Genomic DNA, 22943 nt, shown 5'->3' on the forward strand with positions numbered 1-22943 from the left:
GATGCTGCTGGTCGCGCTCAACCTGCGCGCCGTGGTGACGAGCCTCGGCGCCCTGCTCGACGAGGTCAGCGACGGGCTGGGTCTCTCCGGCACCATGGCCGGTCTGGTCACCACCCTGCCGACCATCGCGTTCGCCGGCCTCGGCGCGCTCACCCCGTGGCTGGTCCGCCGGGTGGCGCCGGCCCGGGTGCTGGTGGTCGCCATGCTCGCTCTCGCCGTCGGCCAGGTGCTCCGGGTCGTCACCGACTCGGCCTTGATCTTCGTGCTCACCAGCGCGCTGGCGCTGTCCGGCATCGCGGTCGCCAACATCCTGCTGCCGATGCTCGTCAAGCAGCACTTCCCGCATCGCACCGGCCTGGTCACCGGGGCGTACACGATGGCGTTGACCGTGGGCACGACGGTGGCCGCCGCCTCCGCGGTGCCGATCGCGCACGCCTTCGGCTCGTGGCGGGCCGGGCTCGGCATCTGGGCCGCGATGGCCGCGGTGGCCGTACTCCCGTGGGTGCCGCTGGCGCTGCGGGCTCGCGCCGCCGCGCGGCGAGCGACCCCGACGGCGGTCGAGGTCGCACCGACGCGGATCCGGCCGGCGCGGACCCGGCTCGGCTGGGCGATGGCCGTCTACTTCGGGGCGCAGTCGCTCAGCGGGTTCGCGATCATGGGCTGGCTGGCCCAGTTGTTCCGCGACGCCGGCTACCAGCCGGAGTCGGCCGGGCTGCTGCTCGCCGGGGTGACCGTGCTCGGTGTGCCGATCGCGCTGGTGATGCCCACCCTGGCCGGCCGACTGGGCAGCCTGCGCCCGCTGGTGCTCGGGCTGACCGCCGCGTCGACACTGGCCTACCTGGGGTTGGCGCTCGCCCCGCACGGTGCCGCTCTGCTCTGGGTCGCCCTGCTGGCGATCGGTCAGGGCGCGTTCCCGCTGATCCTGACCGCCATCGGTCTGCGCGCCCGCACCGCCGAGGGGACCGTCGCGCTCTCCGCGTTCGCACAGAGCACCGGGTACGTGATCGCCGCCCTCGGCCCGCTGATGGTCGGCATCCTCTACGGGGCAACCGGCGGCTGGAAAGCACCGATCGGGTTCCTGCTGGTTGCGCTCGCGGTGCAGACGACGGCGGGCCTGGCGATCGCTCGTCCCCGCTACGTCGAGGACGAGTGACGAACGGCAGCGGTCAGGAGGATGCCGGCGTCGGTTTGCCGGCGACTGCCTCATCCACCGTCGGGTAGGTGTGCAGCACCTCGACGAGCCCACTCACCTCGAGGATGCGCAGCACACCCCGCTGCGGAGCGGCCAGCCGGACCACGCCGCCGGCCTCGTCGCAGCTGTTCTTGGCGCGGACGAAGACCGACAGACCGGTCGAGTCGCAGAACGAGACGTCCGCCAGGCCGAACACCAGCCGGTTGTGACCCTTGTCGAGCAGGTCGGTGATCTGGTCCTGCAGTAGCGGTGCGGTAGCCATGTCCAGCTCGCCCGCGACTGACACGACGACCACGTCGCCGCGTTGTTCCGTATGCACCGTCAACGACATTCGCCAGACCTCCTGCTGTTATCGGGGGAACGGTATCCCACGACCGGGCTTCCACGTCGAACGGGAGCCGGGATCCGGTGACCATCATCATTCAGTTGCTACGGGGCAAGTAGTTGGTGGGCCCCGGTGATAGAGTCCGCCCGGTCCAGGTCAAGGGGGGTCAAAATGGCGTTGAGCACCGAAGAAAGTGATCGGCTCGCCGCGCTGCTCAACGGGCAGGCCGAACGGGTGATGTCTCGGTGGACCGAGATCGTCACCAGTTCGTTGCGGGGCCGGCTGAGCCAGGCTGAGCTGCGCCGGCAGGTCCAGGATCTGCACAGCGCCATCGTCACCACCGTCGAGCAGGGTGACATCGACCTGTCCGCTGACAACGCCGCCGAGCTGCGTGCCGCCCTCTCCGAACTGTCTCGTGGGCGGGCCCGCCAGGGCTTCTCCGCCACCGAGACCACGATCAGCATCTTCGCGCTGAAGGACGTGCTGGCCGAGCTGGTGCAGGAGGCCGGCGGCGCCAACGCGCTGCACGACTATGTCGCCTTCTCCAAGCTGGTCGACGAGCTGGGCCTGTTCACCTTCGAGAGCTTCGTACGCACCCGGGAGAGCCTGATCGCCGACCAGGCCGAGCAGCTGCTCGAGCTCTCCACGCCGGTGGTCAAGCTCTGGGAGGGCGTGGTCGCCGTCCCGCTGGTCGGCACCCTGGACTCGGCCCGCGCCCAGGTCGTGATGGAGCGGCTGCTGCAGACCCTGGTCGACACCAGCTCCCCGTACGCGATCATCGACATCACGGGTGTGCCGGCGGTGGACACCCAGGTCGCCCAGCACATCCTGAAGACCGTGGTGGCCGCCCGGCTGATGGGTGCCGACTGCATCATCTCCGGTATCCGCCCGCAGATCGCGCAGACCATCGTGGCGCTGGGCATCGAGTTCGGCGACATCGCCACCAAGGCGAGCCTCGCCGACGCGCTGCGCCACGTGCTGCGGCTCAACGGGGTGGAGACCGTCCACCGCCAGCCGCGCCGGGGCGTCTGATGGAACGCGTACCGATCCTCAAGATCGGCGACATCCTGCTCGTCTCCATCCAGCTGGACATGTCCGATCAGACTGCGGTCCAGCTCCAGGAGGATCTCGCGGAGCGGATCGTGGACACCGGCTGCCACGGCGTCATCATCGACATCACCGCGCTGGACATCGTCGACTCCTTCGTCGGACGGATGCTCTCCACCATCGCGTCGATCTCCAAGGTGCTCGACGCGGAGACGGTGGTGGTCGGGATGCGTCCCGCCGTCGCCATCACCCTTGTCGAACTGGGGCTGTCGCTGAACGGCATCCGTACCGCGCTGAACGTCGAGCGCGGCATGGAGCTGATCGCGGCGGCCCACACCGATGAGCTCGACTACCAGCTCGACGACGATCCGGACGCCGAGACGGCCACGCCGTGACCACGGGTGTCGACCTGGCCCACCCGCAAGCACAGGCGATCCAGAGCGACGAGGACGTGGTGCGCGTCCGGCAGTTGGTCCGTGCCGTCGCGGTGGCCGTCAAGCTGTCCCTCGTCGACCAGACCAAGGTGGTCACCGCGGCGAGCGAGTTGGCCCGCAACACCCTGGTGTACGGCGGCGGCGGCTCGGCCGAGGTGGCGACGGTGGACAACGGCCGACGAAAGGGCCTCCGGATCGTCTTCGCCGACTCCGGGCCGGGCATCGCCGACCTCAATCTGGCCCTGACCGACGGCTACACCACCGGCGGTGGCCTCGGCCTCGGGCTCAGCGGGTCCCGCCGACTGGTCGACGAATTCGAGATCGAGACCTCCCAGGAAACCGGCACGCGTATCACGGTCACCAAGTGGTCCCGGTGAACGCCGACGCGGTCACCGACAGTGGCATCTGGTTCCGGGTGGAGGCCAGTAGCGCGGCGAGCGCTGTCCGGCGCGCCGCCGAGCGCCTCGGTGCGCAGGTGGAGATCGGTGCGGCGCGTATCGCCGACCTGGCCATCGTCGCAGCCGAGCTGACCAGCAACCTGGTCAAGCACGCCGACGACGGTGCCCTGCTGCTCCGGCCGGTGCGCCGCGCCGGGGAGGCCGGCGTGGAACTGGTGGCCATCGACTCCGGGCCCGGCATGGCCGACCTGACCGTCTCGTCCCAGGACGGGCACTCCACCACCGGCACGCTCGGCATCGGTCTGGGTGCCATCGTCCGGCAGGCCAGCTGGCTCGACGGCTACTCCCTGCCCGGCCGGGGCACCATCCTCGCCGTGCAGGTCTGGCCGGCGGAGCCGGCGCGGCCGTCCTGGGCCGGCGCCCTCTCCCGGCCGCTGACCGGCGAGACGGTCAGCGGCGACGGGTACGCAGTCCGGGTCGCCGACGGGCGGCACCAGGTGCTGGTCAGCGACGGGCTGGGACACGGCCCGCTGGCAGCCGCCGCCACTGAAGCGGCGCTGACCGCGTTCCGTGACGCCCCGGCCGGCCCACCGGCGGTGGTGGTCGGTCACCTGCATCGGAGCATGCCGCACACCCGTGGCAGCGCGCTCGCGGTCGCCGAATTGAACCCGACGGCCGGTGTGCTGCGCTACGCCGGCCTGGGCAACATCTCCGGCGTGGTCGTCGAGGGTGACGGACACCGCCGAGGGCTGGTGTCGCTGCCCGGCATCGCCGGTCACCAGCGGCCGACAATCCGGGAGTACGACTACCCGTTCGGTCCGGGGGCCCGACTGGTGATGCACAGCGACGGGGTGGTCGACCGTTGGCGGTTGACCGACTACCCGGGCCTGGCGGAGCGATCCCCGCTGGTCATGGCGGCGACCCTCCTGCGCGACGCCGGTGTGCGACGCGACGACGCCTGCGTACTGGTCGCGAGGTCCTGGGCATGACCGGCGAGCCGGCCGCGCTGCCGCTGCTGCAGATGGCCCTGCGGGTCGAGCAGGACATCTTCGTGATCCGCCAGCGGGGCCGCGAGGTGGCCGCGGTGGTCGGCCTCGAACATCAGGACCAGGTTCGGATCGCCACCGCGCTCAGCGAGGTCGCCCGGGACCTGCTGCAGACGACCGGCGGTGCGGACGTCTCCTTCCACATCGACGCGGGCGCCGACAGTCGGTTCCACCTGCGCGCCGACCTGGCCCCGGTGACCCCGCTCCCGGACGGTCGCTACCAGCCGCAGTCCGGCGCGGTGTCCCGACTGGTCGACACACTGAGCGTGTCGACCGTCGAGGGGGTTACCGTCGTGAGGATGTCCCGACGAGTCCCGGCCAGCGCGCCGACGCCGACGCCGGAGCGGCTCGCCGAGTTCCGCACCGAACTCGGCCGTACCGTGGCGTCCAGCGCGCTGGACGAGTTGACCGTGCAGAACGGGCAGCTCATCGCCGCACTCGACGAGGTGCGCAGTCAGCGCGACGAGCTGGCCGAGACCAACCGCGGTGTGCTGGCGCTCTACAACGAGCTCACCGAGGAGTTGGAGGAGACCAACCGGGGCGTCGTCGCCCTCTACGCCGAGCTGGACGAGAAGTCGGCCCAACTCCGCGCGGCGAGCGAGTCGAAGAGCCGGTTCCTGGCCAACGTGAGCCACGAGTTGCGCGCCCCGGTCACCGCGATCATCGGGTTGGCGCGGCTGCTCACCGACTCGGCCTCCGACCCGCTCACCGACGAGCAGAGCCGCCAGGTCGACCTGATCCGCTCCTCGGCGGCAGATCTGCTCGGTCTGGTCAACGAACTGCTGGATCTCGCCAAGGCGGAGTCCGGCCGGATCGAGCCGGAGCTGGCGGACGTCGACCTGCGCTCGGTCTTCGGCCAACTGCGCGGCACAATGCGCGCGCTGGCCACCCGTCCCGAGGTGAAGCTGGTGGTGGAGGAGCCGACCGCGCCGGCCCTGCTGAGCAGCGACGAGGTGCTGCTCGGCCAGGTGCTGCGCAACCTGCTGCACAACGGGTTGAAGTTCACCGAGCGCGGCGAGGTGCGGCTGCAGGCCCGCCAGCACGGCGACCGGTGGAACTTCGAGGTCAGCGACACCGGTCCCGGCATCGCTCCCGAGTTGCACGACCGGATCTTCGAGGAGTTCTACCAGGTGCCGGGTGCCACCCGGGTCGGCGGCACCGGCCTCGGCCTGCCGTACGCCCGGCGGTTGGTGACGCTGCTCGGCGGGACCCTGGAGCTGAGCAGCGAGTCGGGCCGGGGCAGCACGTTCACAGTCTCCCTGCCCACCGGCGGGGCGTGACGGGGTGGACGGCATGCCGGCGATCGTCCTGGTGGTCGATGACAGCCGTACCAAGCGTTACCTGCTGGTCAGTTGGCTGACCCGGGCCGGGTTCACCGTGCTTGAGGCCGAGAACGGCGCTGAGGCGTTGGATCGGGTCGAGGTGGAGCGAATCGACCTGGTGGTCCTCGACGTCCGGTTGCCCGACCTGAGCGGCTACGAGGTCTGCGAACAGATCAAGGCGCGGCATCCGGCGCTGCCGGTGATCCACGTGTCGGCGCACGCCGTGGACGTGGCCGACCGTGCCCAGGGGTTGACCCGGGGTGCTGACGCGTACCTGACCGAGCCGATCGAGCCGGAAGAGCTGATCGCCACCACGAGGGCGGTGCTGCGCTACTACCAGGCCCGGCAGCGCGCCGAACTGCTCGCCGAGCGGCTGCTCGGGCTGGCCGACACGACCGTGGCGGTGCACGCCGCGCCTACCTTCTTACGCCTGTTGGAAGCCGCCGCCGAGGGTGCGGCACAGATCTTCAAGAGCCCGGCGGCGGTGATCGCCGAGACGTTCGACGGTGACTGTCTCGCGGGGATCTGCGCCGGTCCGGGCGCGGTGGCCGCCGTGGTGCCGTGGGTCGTCGACGACACCGGTGTGCCGACCGGCGCCACGGTCCGGGTGGAGACCCCGGCCAACTGGGCGCTGGTGGACTGGCCGACGGACGACTCGGTGACGGTCGCCGCCGCCAAGCTGCGAAAGGACCGGGCCCCGCTGTACGTGGTGGTCCCGACCGCCACCCAGACCGCTCGGACCCCGGTGCTCGTGCAGCTCGCCCAGGCGGTGGCGGCGGCGGTGGAGGCGCAGCGCTCGTTCGACGAGGAGCACCGGATCGCGGTCACCCTCCAACGCAGCCTGCTCCCGCGCGGGCTGCCCACGGTGGCCGGACTGGACCTCGCCGTGCGTTACGAGCCGGCCAGCGCGCAGACCGAGGTGGGCGGCGACTTCTACGAACTGGTGATGCTCGACGGGCACCTGCTGCTGGCGATCGGGGACGTGGCCGGCCACTCGCTGCATGCCGCGACCGTGATGGCCGAGCTGCGGCACGCGGTGCGGGCGTACGCGGTCGAGGGCCACCAGCCCGGCGAGATCCTGCACCGGGTCAACGAGTTGATGCGGACACTGCTGCCGAACGAGATCGCCACGCTCTGCGTACTGCTGCTGCACCCGCCGACCGGGCGGGTCCGGCTGGCCAGCGCCGGGCATCTTCCGCCGGTGCTCAGCACGGACGGGAAGGTCGAGTTCGTGCAGCACTCCGCGCCGCTGCTCGGCGTCCGCGCGCCTCGCCCGGCCGACCTGGAGTTCGTCCTGCCGGCCGGGGCCACGCTGGTGTTCTACACCGACGGGCTGATCGAGCGACGGGACGCCACCATCGACGAGGGGCTGGCCGCGCTCGCCGCGATCTCCGCCACGGTCGACGAGGACCTGGACCGCTTCTGCGCCCGACTGCTGGTGGAGCTGGCTCCACCGGAGATCCAGGACGACGTCGCCGTGGTCGTCCTGCGCCGCCGCTGAGCCCGGTGCTGGCGACGGCGCACGCGCACTGTTGGCCTCGGTGCGTTGCCGACTCGGTGCGTTGCTGGCCTCAGTGGACCGAGCGGGCGTAGGCGGCGGGTGACACCCCGGCCACGGCGGTGAAGTCACGGACCAGGTGGGCCTGATCGCTGTAACCGAGGTCCGCGGCAAGGTCCGCCCAGCTCAGCGGGCTGCCAGCGGCCTGTTCGAGGGCCTCCTGGAGCCGGTAGCGGCGGATCACCCACTTCGGCCCGACCCCCACGTACTCCGTGAAGAGCCGCTGCAACCGGCGGACCGGAACACCATGCCGCGCGGCGAAGTCGTCGACCCGCAGGACCATCCGGTCGGTACGGATCGCCTCGGCCAACCGGACAGCCTCCGCGGCCAACGGGTCCGGCTCCGGTTCCCAGGCGGTGAGCAGGGCGTCCAACGCGCGGCAGCGCTCGACGTCGGTGGCCGCGCAGACCGGGAAGTCTGGGCGTGTCAGTCGCCCGGCTGGCAGCGGCACCCGGCGGCCGGTCAGCTCGGTGACCGGCCGACGCCAGAACGCGTGGAAGCCACCGGGGCGGAACTGCACCCCGCCCACCCGGCCGGTGCCGGTGAGCGTTATCCGGAACAGGTCGCGGCACACCCCGGCGACCTCGCCGGACTCGGGCCCGTCGCCGTCACGCCGGAAGACCACGTTCACCGCCGGGTGCGGCACGACCCGCTGCTCGAACGGTGTGCTCAACGCCCAGTCGATCAACCAGTAGTGCTCAACCCACGGGCGTAGCGACTCCGCCGGCAGGTGCCGACGGAAGCGCACCTCACGCAGCATGCGGCCGGGATCGAGGATTCCCCGGCTGTCGCCACGCGGTTGCTGTCGCATTTATTCAAGACCACCCTCATACGCTGGCCCTATGCCCACTCAGACTAGCGATCTGCTGGCCGCTGCCGCGCCGCGAACCGTAGATGTGGTGCGCGGCATCGCCGACGACCAGCTCGACCTGCCCACGCCGTGCCGCGACTACGTGGTCCGCGACCTGCTCAATCACCTTTTCGCCGTGGTGGTCAACTTTCAGGTGTTGGCCGTGAAGCAACCGGTGGAGTGGGCCGAGAAGCCCGACCACCTGAGCGACGGCTGGCGGGACCGGTTCGAGGCGGAGACCGACCGTCTGGTCGCCGCCTGGTCGGACCCGTCCACCCTGGAGGGTGTGTCACCGGGCATGGGCATGCCGCAGACCGTCGTCGGCGGTATGGCTCTGCTGGACCTGACCGTGCACGGCTGGGATCTCGCCGTCGCCACCGGCCAGCCGTACACCCCGGCCCCGGCGGCGTTGGTCGAGCTGCACGAGCTGGTCGAGCAGTTGGGTCCCACCGCCCGCAAGATGGGCGTCTTCGCCGACCCGATCCGAACCCCCACCACGGCGGCTCCCACCCCCGACCTGGCCCACCTCCTGTCCCAAACCGGCCGCACCCCCACCTGGCCCACCCCCTAACCGTCCCTACCACCCACTGCCCCTCGGCACCCCCCGTCCACCGCTGATCATGAAGTTATTGCCAGCGCGCCCGGCGTGTCGTGGCAATAACTTCATGATCAACTGCGTGGGGGGTGGGGTGTGGTGGGGGTGGGTGGGTTGTTGACTTGGGTATTCGCTTGGTGAATAGTGAGGGGCGTGTCCACGCCGCACGTTCTGCTGGGGCTGCTCGCTGAGGGCAGCCGGCACGGCTATGAGCTCAAGCGTGCGCACGACGAGCGGCTGCCCCGGGCGCGGCCACTGGCCTTCGGGCAGGTCTACGCCACTCTCGGCCGGCTCGAACGCGACGGCCTGGTGGCCGCCGCCGGGCAGGACCGCGCAACCGGGCCGGACCGCACGGCGTACGCGCTGACCGATCAGGGGCGGGCCACGCTGGACCAGTGGCTGTCCACCGTGGAGCCGCCGATGCCGTACGTGGCCAGCACGCTCTTCGCCAAGGTCGTGGTGGCGCTGCTGGTCGCCGACGTCGATCGGGCCCGGTCCTATCTGATCGCCCAGCGCGCCGCGCACACCGCACGGCTGCGTGAGCTGACCGCCGTCAAGGCCGACCCGGCCGCCACCCTCAGCGATGTGGTCGCGGCCGATTTCGCGACCGCCCACCTCGACGCGGATCTGCGGTGGCTGCACGCCACCCTGGGCCGGGTCGCCGACTGGCACCGGGAGGTGCATCCGTGACGCAACTCCAGGCTCGCGGCGTGGTTCGGGCGTACGGCCCGACACCGGCGCTGCGCGGTGTGACGCTCGACGTGGCCGAGGGCGAGATCGTCGCCGTCACCGGTCCGAGCGGCTGCGGCAAGTCGACCCTGCTGCACTGCCTGGCCGGGATCCTCCGCCCGGACGCCGGCGAGGTCACCTGGCGCGGGCACCGCATCGACACCTGGTCGGAGGCGGCCCGGTCCCGGCTGCGGCGCACCGAGTTCGGGGTGCTGTTCCAGTTCGGGCAACTGGTTGCCGAGCTGACCGCCGCGGAGAACGTCGCCCTGCCCCTGCTCCTCGCCGGCACGGGGCGGCGAGAGGCACGGACGGCGGCGCTCACCTGGCTGGACCGGTTCGGGGTGACCGAGGTGGCCGACGTGCGGCCGGGTGAGATGTCCGGCGGTCAGCAGCAACGGTGCGCCACCGCGCGGGCGCTGGTGACCGAGCCTCGGGTGCTCTTCGCCGACGAGCCGACCGGTGCACTGGACACGCTCACCGGCGAGCAGGTCCTCACCCAACTGGTCCGGCTCGCCCGTGAGCAGCGCACCGCCGTCGTGCTGGTCACCCACGAGCCGCGGATCGCCGCGTACGCCGATCGGGAGATCGTGCTGCGCGACGGCCTGGTGGACCACACCGGCCTGGGGCTCGACGTGCCGTTGGTCGGCGGCGCGCGGTGAGACCGGCGACGCTGGTCCGCCTCGCGCTCGCCGGCACCCGCACCGACACCGCCCGGGTGGTGCTCACCGCGCTCAGCGCGCTGCTGGCGACCCTGGCCGGGCTCGCGGCGCTCACCGTGCTGGCCATCGAGAAACCCGCCGGTGACGCCTGGGCGCAGTCCGAGCAGTACCGCAACGCGCTGCTGCGGGAGCCCGGGTTGCGCGGCGGAACGGCGTTCGCGCTGGTGATGCTGATGATTCCGGTGCTGGCGCTGGCCGGTCAGTGCGCCCGGCTCGGCGCGCCGGCACGGGACCGCCGGCTGGCCGCGCTCCGGCTGGCCGGCGCCACCCCCGGCCAGGTCACCAGGCTGGTGGTGCTGGAGACCGGCGTGGCCGCCCTGCTCGGCACGCTTTCCGGGTTGGGTGCCTATCTGGTCGGCCGCGAGCTGCTGCACCGACCGGACGAGCGAGGTCAACTGGCCCTGCCCACCGACGTGCTGCCGTCGACCGGCGCACTGGCCGCGGTGGTGCTCGGTCTGCCGGTCGTCGCGGCGCTGGCCACCGCCCTGATGCTGCGTACGGTCACCATGAGCCCCCTCGGGGTGAGCCGCAAGGCCACCCGCGAGCGCGGTCCAGGGCCGTGGGCCGGGATCTTGATCGGGCTCGGCGTGGCCTCGTTCGTAGCGGTCCGTCCGGTGATCTACAACTTTGACGGCAACGATGAGGTGCTGGCCTGGCTGGTGCCACTGTTGTTCGGGGCGAGCTCACTCGCGGCGATGCTCGGGGTGGTGATCGGCACCGGTTGGATCTCGTACCACTGCGGGCGGTTGTTGCGTCGGCACGCCCGTCGGCCCTCGGCCATGCTCGCGGCGGGCCGGCTGATGGCCGATCCATGGGCGGGCAGCCGCACGTTCGCGGCACTGCTCGCCGCCCTGATCTTTGGTGGCGGTGCGGCGGCGCTGCGCGCCCAGTTCGCCACCCAGGACCAGCTCGACCGCGAGCAGAGCCGGCTCGCCGGCGCGGATGGGGGCGGAGCCGACCCGTTCTTCCTGTCCACCATGGAGCTGGTCGACGCGGCAGTTGCGGTGGCCATCGTGATCGCGGCAGGCGGGCTGATCGTCGCGCTGGTCGAGGGGATCGTCGCCCGTCGACGCGCCTACGCCGCACTGGTCGCCACCGGGGTGCCCCGGGCCACGCTGAGCCGCTCGGTGGCCTGGCAGGCGTTGGCCCCGGCGGTGCCGGCGATCCTGCTCGCGCTCACCGTGGGCACGCTGCTCGGCCGAGGGCTCTTCCCGAGGGCGAGGACGGGGGGATCGTCGATGTCGTTCTGCGACGCCACGGCGGCACTCTGTGACGACCCGGCCACTAGCGCGCAGTACACCCGGCTCGTGAAGATCCCCGAGATGGAGCGAGCCGTTGCCGTACCCCTGGAGCAGTTGGCGTGGCTCGGCGCCGGCGCGTTGGTCGCGGTGCTGGTGACGGTCGGCGTCGGCCTGCTCTTCCTGCGCGTCAGCACGGCCGTGGACGAGCTGCGCACGACCTGAGCGCGGCTGACTGATCAGGTCGGGGGGTGGAAGAGGCCCGCGGACCAGGAGATCAGCAGCCCGACGGCCGCGGAGCAGCAACAGACGAGCAACGCGACGGCGACCACGCCGAGGATCATCCAACCGGACATGCGCCGAGCTGCACCCGGCGCATCGGTCCTCGATCCGTCCCGATTGCCGGCCTCGTCGCTCACGCCGGAAGTCTAGGTGGCCTGATCGCCCAGCTCCCTGGAAGTAGTGGCCTCGACGGACGATTGAGGCCACTACTTCCAGGATCGGGCGCGATGATGTCGACCCGATGGGTCAGCCGCAGCCGATGCGGTCCAGGATCCAGGCGTTGATGAACGCCTCCTCGCGCCAGGCGTCGTAACGACCGCTCGGGCCGCCGTGCCCGGCACCCATCTCGGTCTTGAGCAGGTAGTCGCCGCCCGGGGCGACCGCCCGCAGCCGAGCGATCCACTTCGCCGGCTCCGAGTAGAGCACCCGCGTGTCGTTGAGGCTGGTCACCGCCAGAATCGCGGGGTATTCCACCGCGGCCACATTCTCGTACGGCGTGTAGGACTTCATGTACGCGTACACCTCGGGGTCCTCCAGCGGGTTGCCCCACTCCTCCCACTCGGTGACGGTCAGCGGCAGCGACGGGTCGAGGATCGACGTCAGCGCGTCCACGAACGGCACCTGCGCCACGATCCCGGTGAACGCATCCGGCGCGAGGTTGGCGACCGCGCCCATCAGCAGGCCGCCGGCCGAGGCACCCCGGGCGACAAGTCGGTCGCTGGCCGTCCAGCCGGCCTTGACCAGGTGCCGGGCGCAGGCGACGAAGTCGGTGAAGGTGTTCTTCTTGGCCAGCAGCTTGCCCTGGTCGTACCAACGCCGACCCAGCTCACCGCCGCCCCGGGTGTGTGCCACCGCGAAGACCACGCCCCGGTCCAGCAGGGACAGTCGGGCCACCGAGAACCACGGGTCCATGCTGGCCTCGTACGAGCCGTAGCCGTACAGCTCGCAGGGGGCCGAGCCGTCCCGGGGCGTGCCGACGCGGCAGACCAGTGAGATCGGCACCCGGGTGCCGTCGTCGGCGAGTGCCCAGTCACGGTGCTGCTCGTACTCGGCCGGGTCGTACGGCCGCCCGTCCGGCCCGGGCAGCACGGGCTTCTGCTTGCGCAGCACCATCTGCCGGGTGACCAGGTCGAAGTCGTACACCGAGTCGGGGGTGATCAGCGAGGAGTAGCGCAGGCGGACCTGCCCGGTGCGGTACTCCGGGTTGGCGTCCAGCCCGACGCTGTACAGCGGTTCGGGGAAGTCGATGTCGTACGCGTCGTCGCTGCCCACCGGCAGCACCCGCAGCCCGGTGAGCCCGTCGGTGCGCAGCGACACCACCAGGTAATTGGCGAAGGCGTCGACGGCCTCCAGCCGGGTGCCGGGGGTGTGCTCGATCAGCGGCACCCAGTCGCCCGGCACGTCCGCCGAGGTGAAGGCCAGCGCGAAGTCCTCCGCGCCGTCGTTGTGCAGGATCAGGAAACGGTGGCCGTGGTGCTCCACCGCGTATTCGATGCCCTGCCGGCGGGGAGCGATCACGGCCGGCGCGCCGGTCGGGTTGCCGGCGGGGATGACCAGCACCTCGCTGGTCACCTTGCTGTGGACGTCGATCAGGATGAACTTTTCCGACCGGGTCAGCTCCACGCCCACCCAGAACCGCTCGTCGTCCTCCTGGTGGACCACCACATCGTCGGCGGCGGCCGAGCCGACGGTGTGCCGCCAGACCCGGTTCGGCCGCCAGGCGTCGTCCACCGTCACGTAGAACAGCACCGAGGCGTCGGTCGACCAGGCGGTGCCGTAGAACGTGTCCGGTACCTCGTCCGGCAGCAACTCGCCGGTGGTCAGGTCCTTCACGCGCAGGGTGAACCGCTCGTCGCCGGAGAAGTCGGTGGAGTAGGCCAACCAGCGACCATCCGGGCTGACGTCGAACGCGCCCAGCGAGAAGAAATCGTGCCCCTCGGCCAGCAGGTTGCCGTCGAGCAGCACCTCCTCACCGTCGAGCGGGGCGCCGTCCGCGCTGAGCGGCGGATCGAGCTCACCGTCGCGGACCGCGCGCCGGCACTGCACCCCGTACTGCTGCCCCTCGACCGTCCGGGTGTAATACCAGTGCCCGCCCTTGCGGGTCGGCACGGACAGGTCGGTTTCCCGGGTGCGCCGGCGGGTCTCCTCGAACAGTTCGCCGCGCAGCCCGGCCAGGTGCGCGGTGCGCGCGTCGGTGTACTCGTTCTCGGCGGTCAGGTAGGCGATCGTCTCCGGGTCGTCCTTGGCGGCGAGCCAGGCGTACTCGTCGATGACGGTGTCGCCGTGGTGGGTGCGCTCGCTGGGCACCCGTTTCGCCGCGGGCGGGGCAGTCTCGGTGGTCACGGCGGCCACGTTACCGGCCGGCACCCGTGATCCGCCGGACCAGCGGCATCCCGATAGTCGCCACCACGCTATTCGAACACATGTACGATGAGCGCCATGGCGGCAGCAGCGAGTTCCCTCGGCCGGTCCGGAGCCCTCGAGATCACCCGGCGGTTGGCGGCGATCTGCGGTCCGCCGTTTTCCCGGATGGGCGGTCCGGCCGACGAGGTGGCGGGACGGCCGGCGCGCTGGGTGGCGGTGCCGGGCGGCCCGCACGCAGCGGCCGAGGTGCTGCGGCTGGCCGTCGCGCACGACCTGGCGGTGGTGCCTCGGGGTGCCGGCACGAAGATCGACTGGGGTGCCACGCCGGTGCAGGTCGACATCATGCTCGACACCGGCCGGTTGGCCGGCATCGGCCACGAGCCGGTCGGCGCGCTGGTGACCGAGGTGGGCGCCGGCACCCCGCTGCGGGCGGTGCAGGCCACGCTGGAGCGCACCGGGCAGCGGCTCGCGATGGACGCCCCGTCACCTGGCGCGACCCTGGGTGGTGTGCTCGCCGCCGGCGAGGCCGGCCCGCTGCAACACCGCTACGGCAGCCCCTGCGACCAACTGCTCGGTGTCCGCTATCTCGATGCCGATGGTGAGCTGGTCAGCGCCGGGGGCGGAGCGCCCGGCCTCGACCTGGCCCGGCTGCTCTGTGGCTCCCAGGGCGCGCTCGGCGTGCTGGTCTCGGCGAGCCTGCGGGTGCAACCGGTGCCGGCGAGCCGGCTCTGGGTGTCCCGACCGGTGTGGACACCGCTGGAGGTGCACGACCTGGTCCGGATGATCCTCGCCGCCCGCCTGGACCCGGCAGCCATCGAGTTGGACCTGCCCGGAGGAACCCCCCGGCCACGTACGCCGTACCCGCCAGGCCACCCGGCGGCCACCGCCCGGGAACGCCACCCGTCGATGTCCGGCCGATCCAGCGCCCCGACCCGGGCGGGCAGCCTCGTCGTGCTGTTGGAGGGCGGCCCCGCCGACGTGACCGAACGCGCCGAGCGCCTGGTCGGCCTGCTGCACGGGGAGGCGATGGTCGCCCACTCCGCGCCGACGTGGTGGCGCCGCTACCCGTTCGCGCCCGGCGACACGGCGCTGCGCCTGGAGGTGCCGATCGGCGACCTGCACGCCGCCGTCTACGCGCTACGCGACGCGGCCGGCACCCCGGTGCCGGTGCGGGGGTCCGCCGGGCTGGGCGTGGTGCACGCGGCACTGCCCGGCGCCCTGGCACCCGACCGGGTGGCATCCATCCTGGCCGCCGTCCGAGGGGTGCTGCTGGCTCGGCAGGGCCGCTGCGTGGTGGTTTCCGCTCCTGCGGCGGTCCGGCAGGCCGTCGACCTCTGGGGCGAGCTGGCCGGCCTGGCCCAGCTACGGGCGGCCAAGGAGCACCTCGATCCGGAGCACCGGCTCGCCCCCGGGCGCCTACCCGGCGGCCTCTGACAAGACCGCGGATGGCCCGGGTCGGTCAGTCCAGCCACCACCGGGTAGAGCCCCGTGCACTCGGCATGACCGGCAACCTACCGAGCAGGCCCGAAATTCGGGGGGAGCGTGCAGCGGTCAGGTCGCGTCGTTGCGGAGCACCAGGATGGCGATGTCGTCCCGGGGCGGCTCGACCGAGAAGTTGATCGCGGCGGAGCGCAGCCTGGCGGCGACCACGTCGGCCGAATACCCGGCCAGGGGCGCGGCCGCGTCGCGCAGTCGGTCGGTGCCGAACAACTCCCGGCCGCGCCTCCGCTCGGTGACGCCATCGGTGTAGAAGATCAGCGAATCGCCCGGTGCGAGCGCGATCGTCGCCGTCGGCGAGGTGATCGTGTCGAGCAGGCCGAGCGCGGTGCCGCCGGTGCCAACGAACCCGGCGCCACCCGCACCGGCCAGCAGCACCGGCCGGTCGTGCCCGGCCAGATGCAGCGACACGTCCAGTTGGTCGCCCTCGCCCGGCCCGACCGCCGCCAGTGCCAACGTGCAGTAGCGCCCGCCACCCCGCTCGACCAGCGTCTCGTTGAGCCGCGCCAACACCTCCGGCAACGGTTTGCCGTCGCCGACCAGCACCCGGATCACGTCCCGGACCAGCCCGGTCACCGCGGCGGCCTGCACACCCTTGCCCGAGACGTCACCGATCACCACCAGCCAACGCCCGTCGGGCAGCGGCACCACGTCGTAGAAGTCGCCCCCCACCTCCGCGTCGTCACCGGTCGGGACGTACTCGGCGGCGAAGCCGATCCCGTCCACCAGCGGCAGCACCGGCGGGAGCAGGGACTGCTGAAGCGTCTGCGCCACGCGGCGACGCTCGGCGTGGATCCGGGCGTTCTCGATCGCCAGCGCGGCCCGCCGGGCCACGTCCTCCAACACGGCCACCTCGTCCGGGTCGTGCCGGTGCCGCTGGTGCCGCCCCACCGCCAGGGTGCCGAGCCGCTGCCCACGCGCGATCAGCGGGACCGCGAAACCCTCCATCGGCCCGCCCAGGGGGATCTGCGCCGCGCTGCGGGACGCCTCGCGTAGCCGGGCCTGAATCGAATCCTGCCCGGTCTCCGCCAGCACCTTGTGCAGTTGCGGAAGCATCGACTCGTCGGCGTGGCTGGCAGCCGCGAGGCGGAGCCGGCCCCACTCGTCGGTGGTGTGCACCGCGCACCACTGACCGAGCCGCGGCACCACCAACTGCGGCACCAGCGCCATGGTCAGGTCGACGTCCAACGACTGGGCCAGCAGTTCGCTCGCCTCGGCCAGGAACGTCAGCCACACCTGCCGGCGGAGGTCGGCCCTGCGCAGCCGGTCGTTCTCCAGGTGCAGCGACAGCCGCTCGGCGGTGAGCACCGCCAACGGCCGGGCGTACGCCGACGGCGCGGCGTCCAACTCCAGCTCCCCGGCGTACGGGCGGTGCACCGTCAGCGGCACCCGCAGCAGCTCACTGCCGGGGCGGGGCGGCCGACCGAAGCGGGCCAACACCCGGTGGCCCTGCCCGTCGCCCCGGTCCAGACGAATCGTGCCGCCGGCCGCGCCCACCATTTCGGCGACCCGGCTGAGCAGGCTGGTGGCGAAGTCGGGCAGCGGGTCGTCCGCGTACAGGTCGGGGGCGGTTTGCATGAGTTCGCTCATCGCGCTGGCGCTCGGCGCGGACCTGTCGGTGCTCGCCCGCGGGTCGGCGCTGGCCGGCGTCGACCCGCCACCGGCGGTGCCCTCGGCCGGCAGATCGGCACCGGGGCGGTCCAGCCGGAACCAGACGCCCTTCCCGGTGGGCAGGTACGTGGTGCCCCAACGGCTGGCGAAGTGGTCGACGAGCAGCAGGCCTCGGCCCCGCTCGGACACCTCGTTGATCTCGGTGGAGTCGTTGCGGTTGCCGACGGCCAGCTCGTCGCCCGAGCCGGGCGCGAAGTCGGAGACGGTGACCGTCAGCCCGATCTCGTCGGCGACGACCTCGATGTCCAACTCGGTGCGGGCGTGTTCGACGGCGTTGGTGGTCAGCTCGGTGGTGAGCAGCAGGGCTTCGTTGGCCAGCTCGTCCAGGTGTGCCTCGGTCAGCGCCGAGCGGACCACGGCGCGGGCGGCGGCCGGCGTACGGCGGTCTGCGGGCAGGCGGACACGCCGGATCGCCCCGTCCCGGGCCCCGGCCGCCGTCGCGGGCCCCGCCTCGGCTGACACCCCCGTATCCTCCACCGTCGCCCTACCGGGTGCCAAGCCGATCACGAATAGCCGGTTGGCGTATCGGTCACGGGCACCGGTGGCAGATTGGGCCTGGTGCGTCGCAATGACGGGTGCCGAAGTCCACGCGAGGTTCGCGACCGGCCGTGCCAGCTCGGTGCCGATCGGGCGGATCGGACGGCGATCAGGGCCGCCTGGCGGGTCGCGCACCCTGGCACCACGGCGCGCGCGGGCACAATATGGGGTGCCGGTGTGTCCGCACGGACCGGCGCCCCCGAGTTGAGCGAGGAATGATGACCACGGCGAAGCAGTCGGTGGCGGATCCGTCCGCGCCCGACCACGAGGCGCTCCTCGGCGAGTTGACCGAGGCACTGCGACGGATCGGTCGCGGCGACCTGAAGGTCCGGCTTCCCCGCCGCGCCGGCGCGGCCGGTGAGGTGGCGGACGCCTTCAACGAGGTGGTTACGCTCCAGGAGCGGCAGTACCTGGACCTGAGGCGGATCAGCCGGATCGTCGGTCGGGACGGCCGGCTCACCGAGCGGCTCGACGACGAGGGGCTGGACGGCTCCTGGGCGGAGGGGCAGCGGGCGATCAACTCGCTGATCGACGACCTGGGCCGACCGACCACCGAGATCGCCCGGGTGATCGTGGCGGTCGCCGACGGCGACCTGTCCCAGCACATGGCGTTGGAGATCGACGGCCGGCCGCTGCGTGGTGAGTACCTGCGCATCGGGCGCACCGTGAACACGATGGTGGACCAGCTGTCGTCGTTCGCCGACGAGGTGACCCGGGTGGCCCGTGAGGTGGGCACCGAGGGCAAGCTGGGCGGCCAGGCCGACGTCCGGGGCGTCGCCGGCACCTGGAAGGACCTCACCGATTCGGTGAACACCATGGCGTCGAACCTGACCGGCCAGGTGCGGTCGATTTCGCAGGTGGCGACGGCGGTGGCCAAGGGCGACCTGTCGCAGAAGATCACCGTCGGCGCGCGCGGTGAGGTCGCCGAGCTGGCAGCCACGATGAACTACCTCACCGACACGCTGCGCCTCTTCGCCGAGCAGGTGACCCGGGTGGCGCGCGAGGTGGGCACCGAGGGGAAGCTGGGTGGCCAGGCCGAGGTTCCGAACGTGGCAGGCACCTGGAAGGACCTGACCGACAGCGTCAACTCGATGGCGTCGAACCTGACCGCCCAGGTGCGAAACATCGCCCAGGTCTCCACGGCGGTGGCGCGTGGTGACCTGTCGCAGAAGATCACGGTGGCGGCGCAGGGCGAGATCCTGGAGCTGAAGGACACCGTCAACACGATGGTGGACCAGCTGTCGTCGTTCGCCGACGAGGTGACCCGGGTGGCCCGTGAGGTGGGCATCGAGGGCAAGCTGGGCGGTCAGGCGCAGGTACGCGGCGTCTCCGGCACCTGGCGTGACCTCACCGAGAACGTCAACCAGTTGGCCGGCAACCTGACCAGCCAGGTCCGCAACATTTCCCAGGTCTCCACCGCGGTGGCGAAGGGCGACCTGTCGCAGAAGATCACGGTGGACGCCCAGGGCGAGATCCTGGAGCTGAAGAACACCGTCAACACGATGGTGGACCAGCTGTCGTCGTTCGCCGACGAGGTGACCCGGGTGGCCCGTGAGGTGGGCACCGAGGGCAACCTGGGCGGTCAGGCGCAGGTCAAGGGCGTCAGTGGCACGTGGCGTGACCTGACCGACAACGTGAACTCGATGGCGTCGAACCTGACCAGTCAGGTCCGCAACATCGCCTCGGTGACCACCGCTGTGGCAAAGGGTGACCTGTCGCAGAAGATCACGGTGGATGCGCGGGGCGAGATCCTGGAGCTGAAGTCGACGGTCAACACGATGGTGGACCAGCTCTCGTCGTTCGCCGACGAGGTGACCCGGGTGGCCCGTGAGGTGGGCACCGAGGGCAAGCTGGGCGGTCAGGCGCAGGTGCGCGGGGTCGCCGGCACCTGGCGTGACCTGACCGACAACGTGAACTCGATGGCCTCCAACCTGACCGCCCAGGTGCGAAACATCGCCCAGGTCTCCACGGCGGTGGCGAAGGGTGACCTGTCGCAGAAGATCACGGTGGATGCGCGGGGCGAGATTCTGGAGCTGAAGTCGACGGTCAACACGATGGTTGACCAGCTGTCGTCGTTCGCCGACGAGGTGACCCGGGTGGCCCGTGAGGTGGGCACCGAGGGCAAGCTCGGCGGTCAGGCGCAGGTCAAGGGCGTCAGTGGCACGTGGCGTGACCTGACCGACAACGTGAACTCGATGGCGTCGAACCTGACCAGTCAGGTCCGCAACATCGCCTCGGTGACCACCGCCGTGGCAAAGGGTGACCTGTCGCAGAAGATCACGGTCGACGCCCAGGGCGAGATCCTGGAGCTGAAGTCCACGGTCAACACGATGGTCGACCAGCTCTCGTCGTTCGCCGACGAGGTGACCCGGGTCGCCCGTGAGGTCGGTATCGAGGGCAAGCTGGGCGGTCAGGCGCAGGTCAAGGGCGTCTCCGGCACCTGGCGTGACCTCACCGAGAACGTCAACCAGCTCGCCTCGACGCTGACCACGCAGCTGCGTGCCATCGCCCAGGTGTCCACCTCGGTGACCCGGGGCGACCTGACCCAGCGGATCGCGGTCAAGGCGCAGGGCGAGGTCGCCGAGCTGAAGGACAACATCAACCAGATGATCGTCACCCTCCGGGAGACGACCAAGAAGAACGCCGAGCAGGGCTGGCTGGACTCCAACCTGGCCCGGATCGGTGGCCTTTTGCAGGGCCAGCGCGACCTCGGCGAGGTCTGCCGCATGATCATGACGGAGGTGACCCCGCTGGTCGACGCCCAGCTCGGCGCCTTCTTCCTGGCCGACGACACCGACGGCAGCATGCGGCTGCGGCTGACCTCCTCATACGGGTACGTGGCGCGGGGGACCGACGTCACCTTCGGCCCGGGAGAGGGGCTGGTCGGGCAGACCGCGCTCTCCCGCCGCACGATCCGGGTCAGCGCCTCCCCGAACAGCCAGCTCACCCTGCGTTCGGGTCTGGCCGAGACACCCCCGTCCGACCTGGTGGTGCTTCCCGTGCTGTTCGAGGGTGAGCTGCTCGGGGTGATCGAGTTCGCCAGCGTGTCGGCCTTCTCCGAGCTGCACCTGTCGTTCCTGGAGCGGCTGGTGCTCACCATCGGCATCGCGGTCAACACCATCCAGGCCAACCGGCGTACGGAGCAACTGCTGGCCCAGTCGCAGCGGCTGGCGCACGAGATGCAGGAGCAGTCGGCGGAGTTGCAGCGCACCAACGCCGAGCTGGAGGAGAAGGCCACTCTGCTCTCCGAGCAGAAGGGCAACATCGAGACGAAGAACCGGGAGATCGAGCTGGCTCGGCTGGGCCTGGAGGAGAAGGCGCAGCAGCTGACCCGGGCCTCGGCCTACAAGTCGGAGTTCCTGGCCAACATGAGTCACGAGCTGCGTACGCCGCTGAACTCGCTGCTGCTGCTGGCCCGCCTGCTGGCGGAGAACTCGGAGCAGAACCTCAGCCCGAAGCAGATCGAGTTCGCCCGGACCATCCACGGGTCCGGCTCCGACCTGCTGCGCCTGATCGACGACATCCTCGACCTGTCCAAGATCGAGGCGGGCCGGATGGACGTCGAGCCGACCGAGATCCGCTTCGCCGAGCTGCGCGGCTACGTCGAGCAGGCGTTCGCGCCGCAGGCCGAGGAGAAGAACCTGGACTTCCAGGTACGGGTGAGCAGGGATCTGCCGCCGGCGCTGGTGACCGACGCGCAGCGGTTGCAGCAGATCCTGCGTAACCTGCTCTCCAACGCCGTGAAGTTCACCGACAACGGTGCGGTGACACTGCGGATCGCCCCGGCGGCGGAGAACGCGGTCTTCGACGTGCCGGCGCTGACCAACGCCCAGCAGGTCATCGCGTTCACCGTGATCGACACCGGGATCGGCATCTCCGACGACAAGTTGTCGATCATCTTCGAGGCGTTCCAGCAGGCGGACGGCACGACCAGTCGCCGCTACGGCGGCACCGGCCTGGGCCTGTCGATCAGCCGCGATCTGGCCCGGCTGATCGGTGGCACCATCACCGTGTCGTCCGCGCCCGGTCAGGGGTCGACCTTCACCCTGTTCGTGCCGCAGGTGCTGGCCCCGGACGCCGTGGTCGCGCCCCAGCTTCCGTCTCCGCAGCGCGCCGGCCTGCCGTCGTCGCTGCTGATGCCGCCGCTGGAGCTGCTGTCGGAACGACCGGAGGCACCGGTCACCCGCCAACTGGACGGCGCCACCGTGCTGATTGTGGATGACGACGTCCGTAACGTCTTCGCCCTGACCAGCGCGTTGGAGCTGCACGGCATGACCGTGCTGTACTCGGACAACGGGGCGGACGGTGTCCGCCTGTTGGCCGAGCATCCGGAGGTGGACATCGTGCTGATGGACGCCATGATGCCCGACCAGGACGGTTATGAGACCACCCGGCAGATTCGCCGCAACCACCGGTTCGCCGACCTGCCGGTGGTGTTCCTGACCGCGAAGGCGATGCCGGGCGACCGCGAGTCGGCGCTCGCTGCCGGGGGCAGCGACTACATCACCAAGCCGGTCGACCTGGACGACCTGATCGAGTTGATGTCGTCCTGGATCAACGGCAGTCGGACCGAGGAGACTTCGTGACCCAGATGGCCAAGGCGCTGCTCGTGGATGACCGGCGGCAGAATCTGACGGCCCTGGAGGCAATTCTCCAGGGCCTGCCGGTCCAGTCCGTGGCGGTGGAGAGCGGCGAGGCGGCGCTCAAGCAGCTCCTGGTGGACGACTTCGCGGTGATCCTGCTGGACGCGCAGATGCCGGACATGGACGGCTTCGAGACGGCTAGCCACATCAAGCGCCGCGAGCGGACCCGGCACGTGCCGATCATCTTCCTCACGGCCGCTGACCGGGATGCCCAGCTCGCCCTTCGGGGATATCAGGTGGGCGCGGTGGATTACCTGACCAAGCCGTTCGACCCGTGGGTGCTGCGGGCGAAGGTGTCGGTCTTCGTCGAGCTGTGGGTGAAGACCCGGCAGTTGGCCGCCCAGTCGGACCTGGTCCGGGAGCGCGACACGCAGTGGCGGAGGCTCACCGACGCGGTCGACGAGGCGACCACCCTGCTCCGTTCGGACGATCCGGAGGCCCGTGACCGGGCGGTACGCATGCTCGAACAGGCCCGCTGGGGCAACACCGCCTGAGG

General features: G+C 71.2%; 19 protein-coding genes. 14 read left to right on the forward strand and 5 right to left on the reverse strand.

What is annotated here, in order from left to right; genetic code table 11:
- The first annotated feature begins 1 nt into the window (after nucleotide 1).
- Nucleotides 2-1153: an MFS transporter gene (locus OG811_RS12125; RefSeq protein WP_406075679.1), complete on the forward strand. Its 1152-nt coding sequence runs from the start codon at nucleotides 2-4 to the stop codon at nucleotides 1151-1153.
- 13 nt (nucleotides 1154-1166) lie between these two features.
- Here the strand turns inward: OG811_RS12125 and OG811_RS12130 are convergent, their stop codons facing one another.
- Nucleotides 1167-1523, reverse strand: coding sequence for an STAS domain-containing protein (locus OG811_RS12130; protein WP_406074206.1), 357 nt, complete (start codon nucleotides 1521-1523; stop codon nucleotides 1167-1169).
- A 165-nt stretch (nucleotides 1524-1688) separates the two neighbouring features.
- Between OG811_RS12130 and OG811_RS12135 the strand changes: the two genes are divergently transcribed.
- Genes OG811_RS12135 through OG811_RS12160 form a run of 6 tightly spaced genes read left to right on the forward strand, consistent with a single transcriptional unit; the run spans nucleotide 1689 to nucleotide 7265 of the window.
- Nucleotides 1689-2549, forward strand: coding sequence for an STAS domain-containing protein (locus tag OG811_RS12135; RefSeq protein WP_406074207.1), 861 nt, complete (start codon nucleotides 1689-1691; stop codon nucleotides 2547-2549).
- Complete coding sequence (locus OG811_RS12140; RefSeq protein WP_406074209.1) at nucleotides 2549-2959, forward strand: STAS domain-containing protein; 411 nt, start codon at nucleotides 2549-2551, stop codon at nucleotides 2957-2959. The genes OG811_RS12135 and OG811_RS12140 overlap by 1 nt, the downstream gene beginning before the upstream one ends.
- Entirely contained in the window at nucleotides 2956-3375 is a 420-nt protein-coding gene (locus OG811_RS12145; protein ID WP_406074210.1) for an ATP-binding protein, read from the forward strand. Before OG811_RS12140 ends, OG811_RS12145 begins: the two co-directional genes overlap by 4 nt.
- Nucleotides 3372-4385 carry a SpoIIE family protein phosphatase gene (locus tag OG811_RS12150; RefSeq protein WP_406075680.1) on the forward strand — a complete coding sequence of 338 codons (1014 nt, stop codon included), beginning with the start codon at nucleotides 3372-3374 and terminating at the stop codon, nucleotides 4383-4385. Before OG811_RS12145 ends, OG811_RS12150 begins: the two co-directional genes overlap by 4 nt.
- Complete coding sequence (locus OG811_RS12155) at nucleotides 4382-5722, forward strand: sensor histidine kinase (protein WP_406074212.1); 1341 nt, start codon at nucleotides 4382-4384, stop codon at nucleotides 5720-5722. The genes OG811_RS12150 and OG811_RS12155 overlap by 4 nt, the downstream gene beginning before the upstream one ends.
- A 13-nt stretch (nucleotides 5723-5735) precedes the next feature.
- Nucleotides 5736-7265 (forward strand): SpoIIE family protein phosphatase, encoded by a 1530-nt coding sequence (locus OG811_RS12160; protein WP_406074214.1) that lies wholly within the window; start codon nucleotides 5736-5738, stop codon nucleotides 7263-7265.
- A 70-nt stretch (nucleotides 7266-7335) separates the two neighbouring features.
- Here OG811_RS12160 and OG811_RS12165 read toward each other — a convergent pair whose 3' ends face one another.
- Nucleotides 7336-8133 carry a DUF6597 domain-containing transcriptional factor gene (locus OG811_RS12165; RefSeq protein WP_406074215.1) on the reverse strand — a complete coding sequence of 266 codons (798 nt, stop codon included), beginning with the start codon at nucleotides 8131-8133 and terminating at the stop codon, nucleotides 7336-7338.
- A 31-nt stretch (nucleotides 8134-8164) separates the two neighbouring features.
- Here OG811_RS12165 and OG811_RS12170 point away from each other — a divergent pair, with 31 nt between their 5' ends.
- The 4 genes from OG811_RS12170 to OG811_RS12185 all read left to right on the forward strand — a co-directional run bounded on the left by OG811_RS12170 (nucleotide 8165) and on the right by OG811_RS12185 (nucleotide 11678).
- Nucleotides 8165-8743: a TIGR03086 family metal-binding protein gene (locus tag OG811_RS12170; RefSeq protein ID WP_406074217.1), complete on the forward strand. Its 579-nt coding sequence runs from the start codon at nucleotides 8165-8167 to the stop codon at nucleotides 8741-8743.
- Between the two features lie 177 nt (nucleotides 8744-8920).
- Nucleotides 8921-9457, forward strand: coding sequence for a PadR family transcriptional regulator (locus OG811_RS12175; protein ID WP_406074218.1), 537 nt, complete (start codon nucleotides 8921-8923; stop codon nucleotides 9455-9457).
- On the forward strand, nucleotides 9454-10155 hold the full coding sequence (locus tag OG811_RS12180; RefSeq protein ID WP_406074219.1) for an ABC transporter ATP-binding protein: 702 nt from the start codon (nucleotides 9454-9456) through the stop codon (nucleotides 10153-10155). Before OG811_RS12175 ends, OG811_RS12180 begins: the two co-directional genes overlap by 4 nt.
- The gene (locus tag OG811_RS12185) at nucleotides 10152-11678 is read left to right on the forward strand and encodes an FtsX-like permease family protein (RefSeq protein ID WP_406074221.1); all 1527 of its coding nucleotides are present in this window, start codon (nucleotides 10152-10154) and stop codon (nucleotides 11676-11678) included. Before OG811_RS12180 ends, OG811_RS12185 begins: the two co-directional genes overlap by 4 nt.
- Nucleotides 11679-11692: 14 nt before the next feature.
- Here the strand turns inward: OG811_RS12185 and OG811_RS12190 are convergent, their stop codons facing one another.
- Nucleotides 11693-11872, reverse strand: coding sequence for a hypothetical protein (locus tag OG811_RS12190; protein WP_406074222.1), 180 nt, complete (start codon nucleotides 11870-11872; stop codon nucleotides 11693-11695).
- Nucleotides 11873-11981: 109 nt separating this feature from the next.
- Nucleotides 11982-14078 (reverse strand): S9 family peptidase, encoded by a 2097-nt coding sequence (locus OG811_RS12195; RefSeq protein ID WP_406074224.1) that lies wholly within the window; start codon nucleotides 14076-14078, stop codon nucleotides 11982-11984.
- Between the two features lie 96 nt (nucleotides 14079-14174).
- Between OG811_RS12195 and OG811_RS12200 the strand changes: the two genes are divergently transcribed.
- Nucleotides 14175-15533 carry an FAD-binding oxidoreductase gene (locus OG811_RS12200; RefSeq protein WP_406074226.1) on the forward strand — a complete coding sequence of 453 codons (1359 nt, stop codon included), beginning with the start codon at nucleotides 14175-14177 and terminating at the stop codon, nucleotides 15531-15533.
- Between the two features lie 117 nt (nucleotides 15534-15650).
- Here OG811_RS12200 and OG811_RS12205 read toward each other — a convergent pair whose 3' ends face one another.
- Nucleotides 15651-17729 carry a SpoIIE family protein phosphatase gene (locus OG811_RS12205; RefSeq protein WP_406074227.1) on the reverse strand — a complete coding sequence of 693 codons (2079 nt, stop codon included), beginning with the start codon at nucleotides 17727-17729 and terminating at the stop codon, nucleotides 15651-15653.
- A gap of 293 nt (nucleotides 17730-18022) precedes the next feature.
- Between OG811_RS12205 and OG811_RS12210 the strand changes: the two genes are divergently transcribed.
- Together OG811_RS12210 and OG811_RS12215 are read left to right on the forward strand one after the other, a co-directional pair.
- Nucleotides 18023-22390, forward strand: a complete 4368-nt coding sequence (locus OG811_RS12210; protein WP_406074228.1) for a HAMP domain-containing protein — start codon at nucleotides 18023-18025, stop codon at nucleotides 22388-22390.
- Nucleotides 22387-22941, forward strand: a complete 555-nt coding sequence (locus OG811_RS12215) for a two-component system response regulator (protein WP_406074230.1) — start codon at nucleotides 22387-22389, stop codon at nucleotides 22939-22941. The genes OG811_RS12210 and OG811_RS12215 overlap by 4 nt, the downstream gene beginning before the upstream one ends.
- Nucleotides 22942-22943: the final 2 nt, after the last annotated feature.

Origin of the sequence: Micromonospora sp. NBC_01638, assembly GCF_045209745.1 — a bacterium.
Classification (GTDB): domain Bacteria; phylum Actinomycetota; class Actinomycetes; order Mycobacteriales; family Micromonosporaceae; genus Micromonospora.

Excerpts from the sequence above, each read along its gene's own strand:
- OG811_RS12125 (WP_406075679.1), top strand. The coding sequence starts at position 2 with ATGCTGCTGGTCGCGCTCAACCTGCGCGCCGTGGTGACGAGCCTCGGC.
- OG811_RS12130 (WP_406074206.1), bottom strand. The coding sequence starts at position 1,523 with ATGTCGTTGACGGTGCATACGGAACAACGCGGCGACGTGGTCGTCGTG.
- OG811_RS12135 (WP_406074207.1), top strand. The coding sequence starts at position 1,689 with ATGGCGTTGAGCACCGAAGAAAGTGATCGGCTCGCCGCGCTGCTCAAC.
- OG811_RS12140 (WP_406074209.1), top strand. The coding sequence starts at position 2,549 with ATGGAACGCGTACCGATCCTCAAGATCGGCGACATCCTGCTCGTCTCC.
- OG811_RS12155 (WP_406074212.1), top strand. The coding sequence starts at position 4,382 with ATGACCGGCGAGCCGGCCGCGCTGCCGCTGCTGCAGATGGCCCTGCGG.
- OG811_RS12160 (WP_406074214.1), top strand. The coding sequence starts at position 5,736 with ATGCCGGCGATCGTCCTGGTGGTCGATGACAGCCGTACCAAGCGTTAC.
- OG811_RS12165 (WP_406074215.1), bottom strand. The coding sequence starts at position 8,133 with ATGCGACAGCAACCGCGTGGCGACAGCCGGGGAATCCTCGATCCCGGC.
- OG811_RS12170 (WP_406074217.1), top strand. The coding sequence starts at position 8,165 with ATGCCCACTCAGACTAGCGATCTGCTGGCCGCTGCCGCGCCGCGAACC.
- OG811_RS12200 (WP_406074226.1), top strand. The coding sequence starts at position 14,175 with ATGGCGGCAGCAGCGAGTTCCCTCGGCCGGTCCGGAGCCCTCGAGATC.
- OG811_RS12210 (WP_406074228.1), top strand. The coding sequence starts at position 18,023 with ATGACCACGGCGAAGCAGTCGGTGGCGGATCCGTCCGCGCCCGACCAC.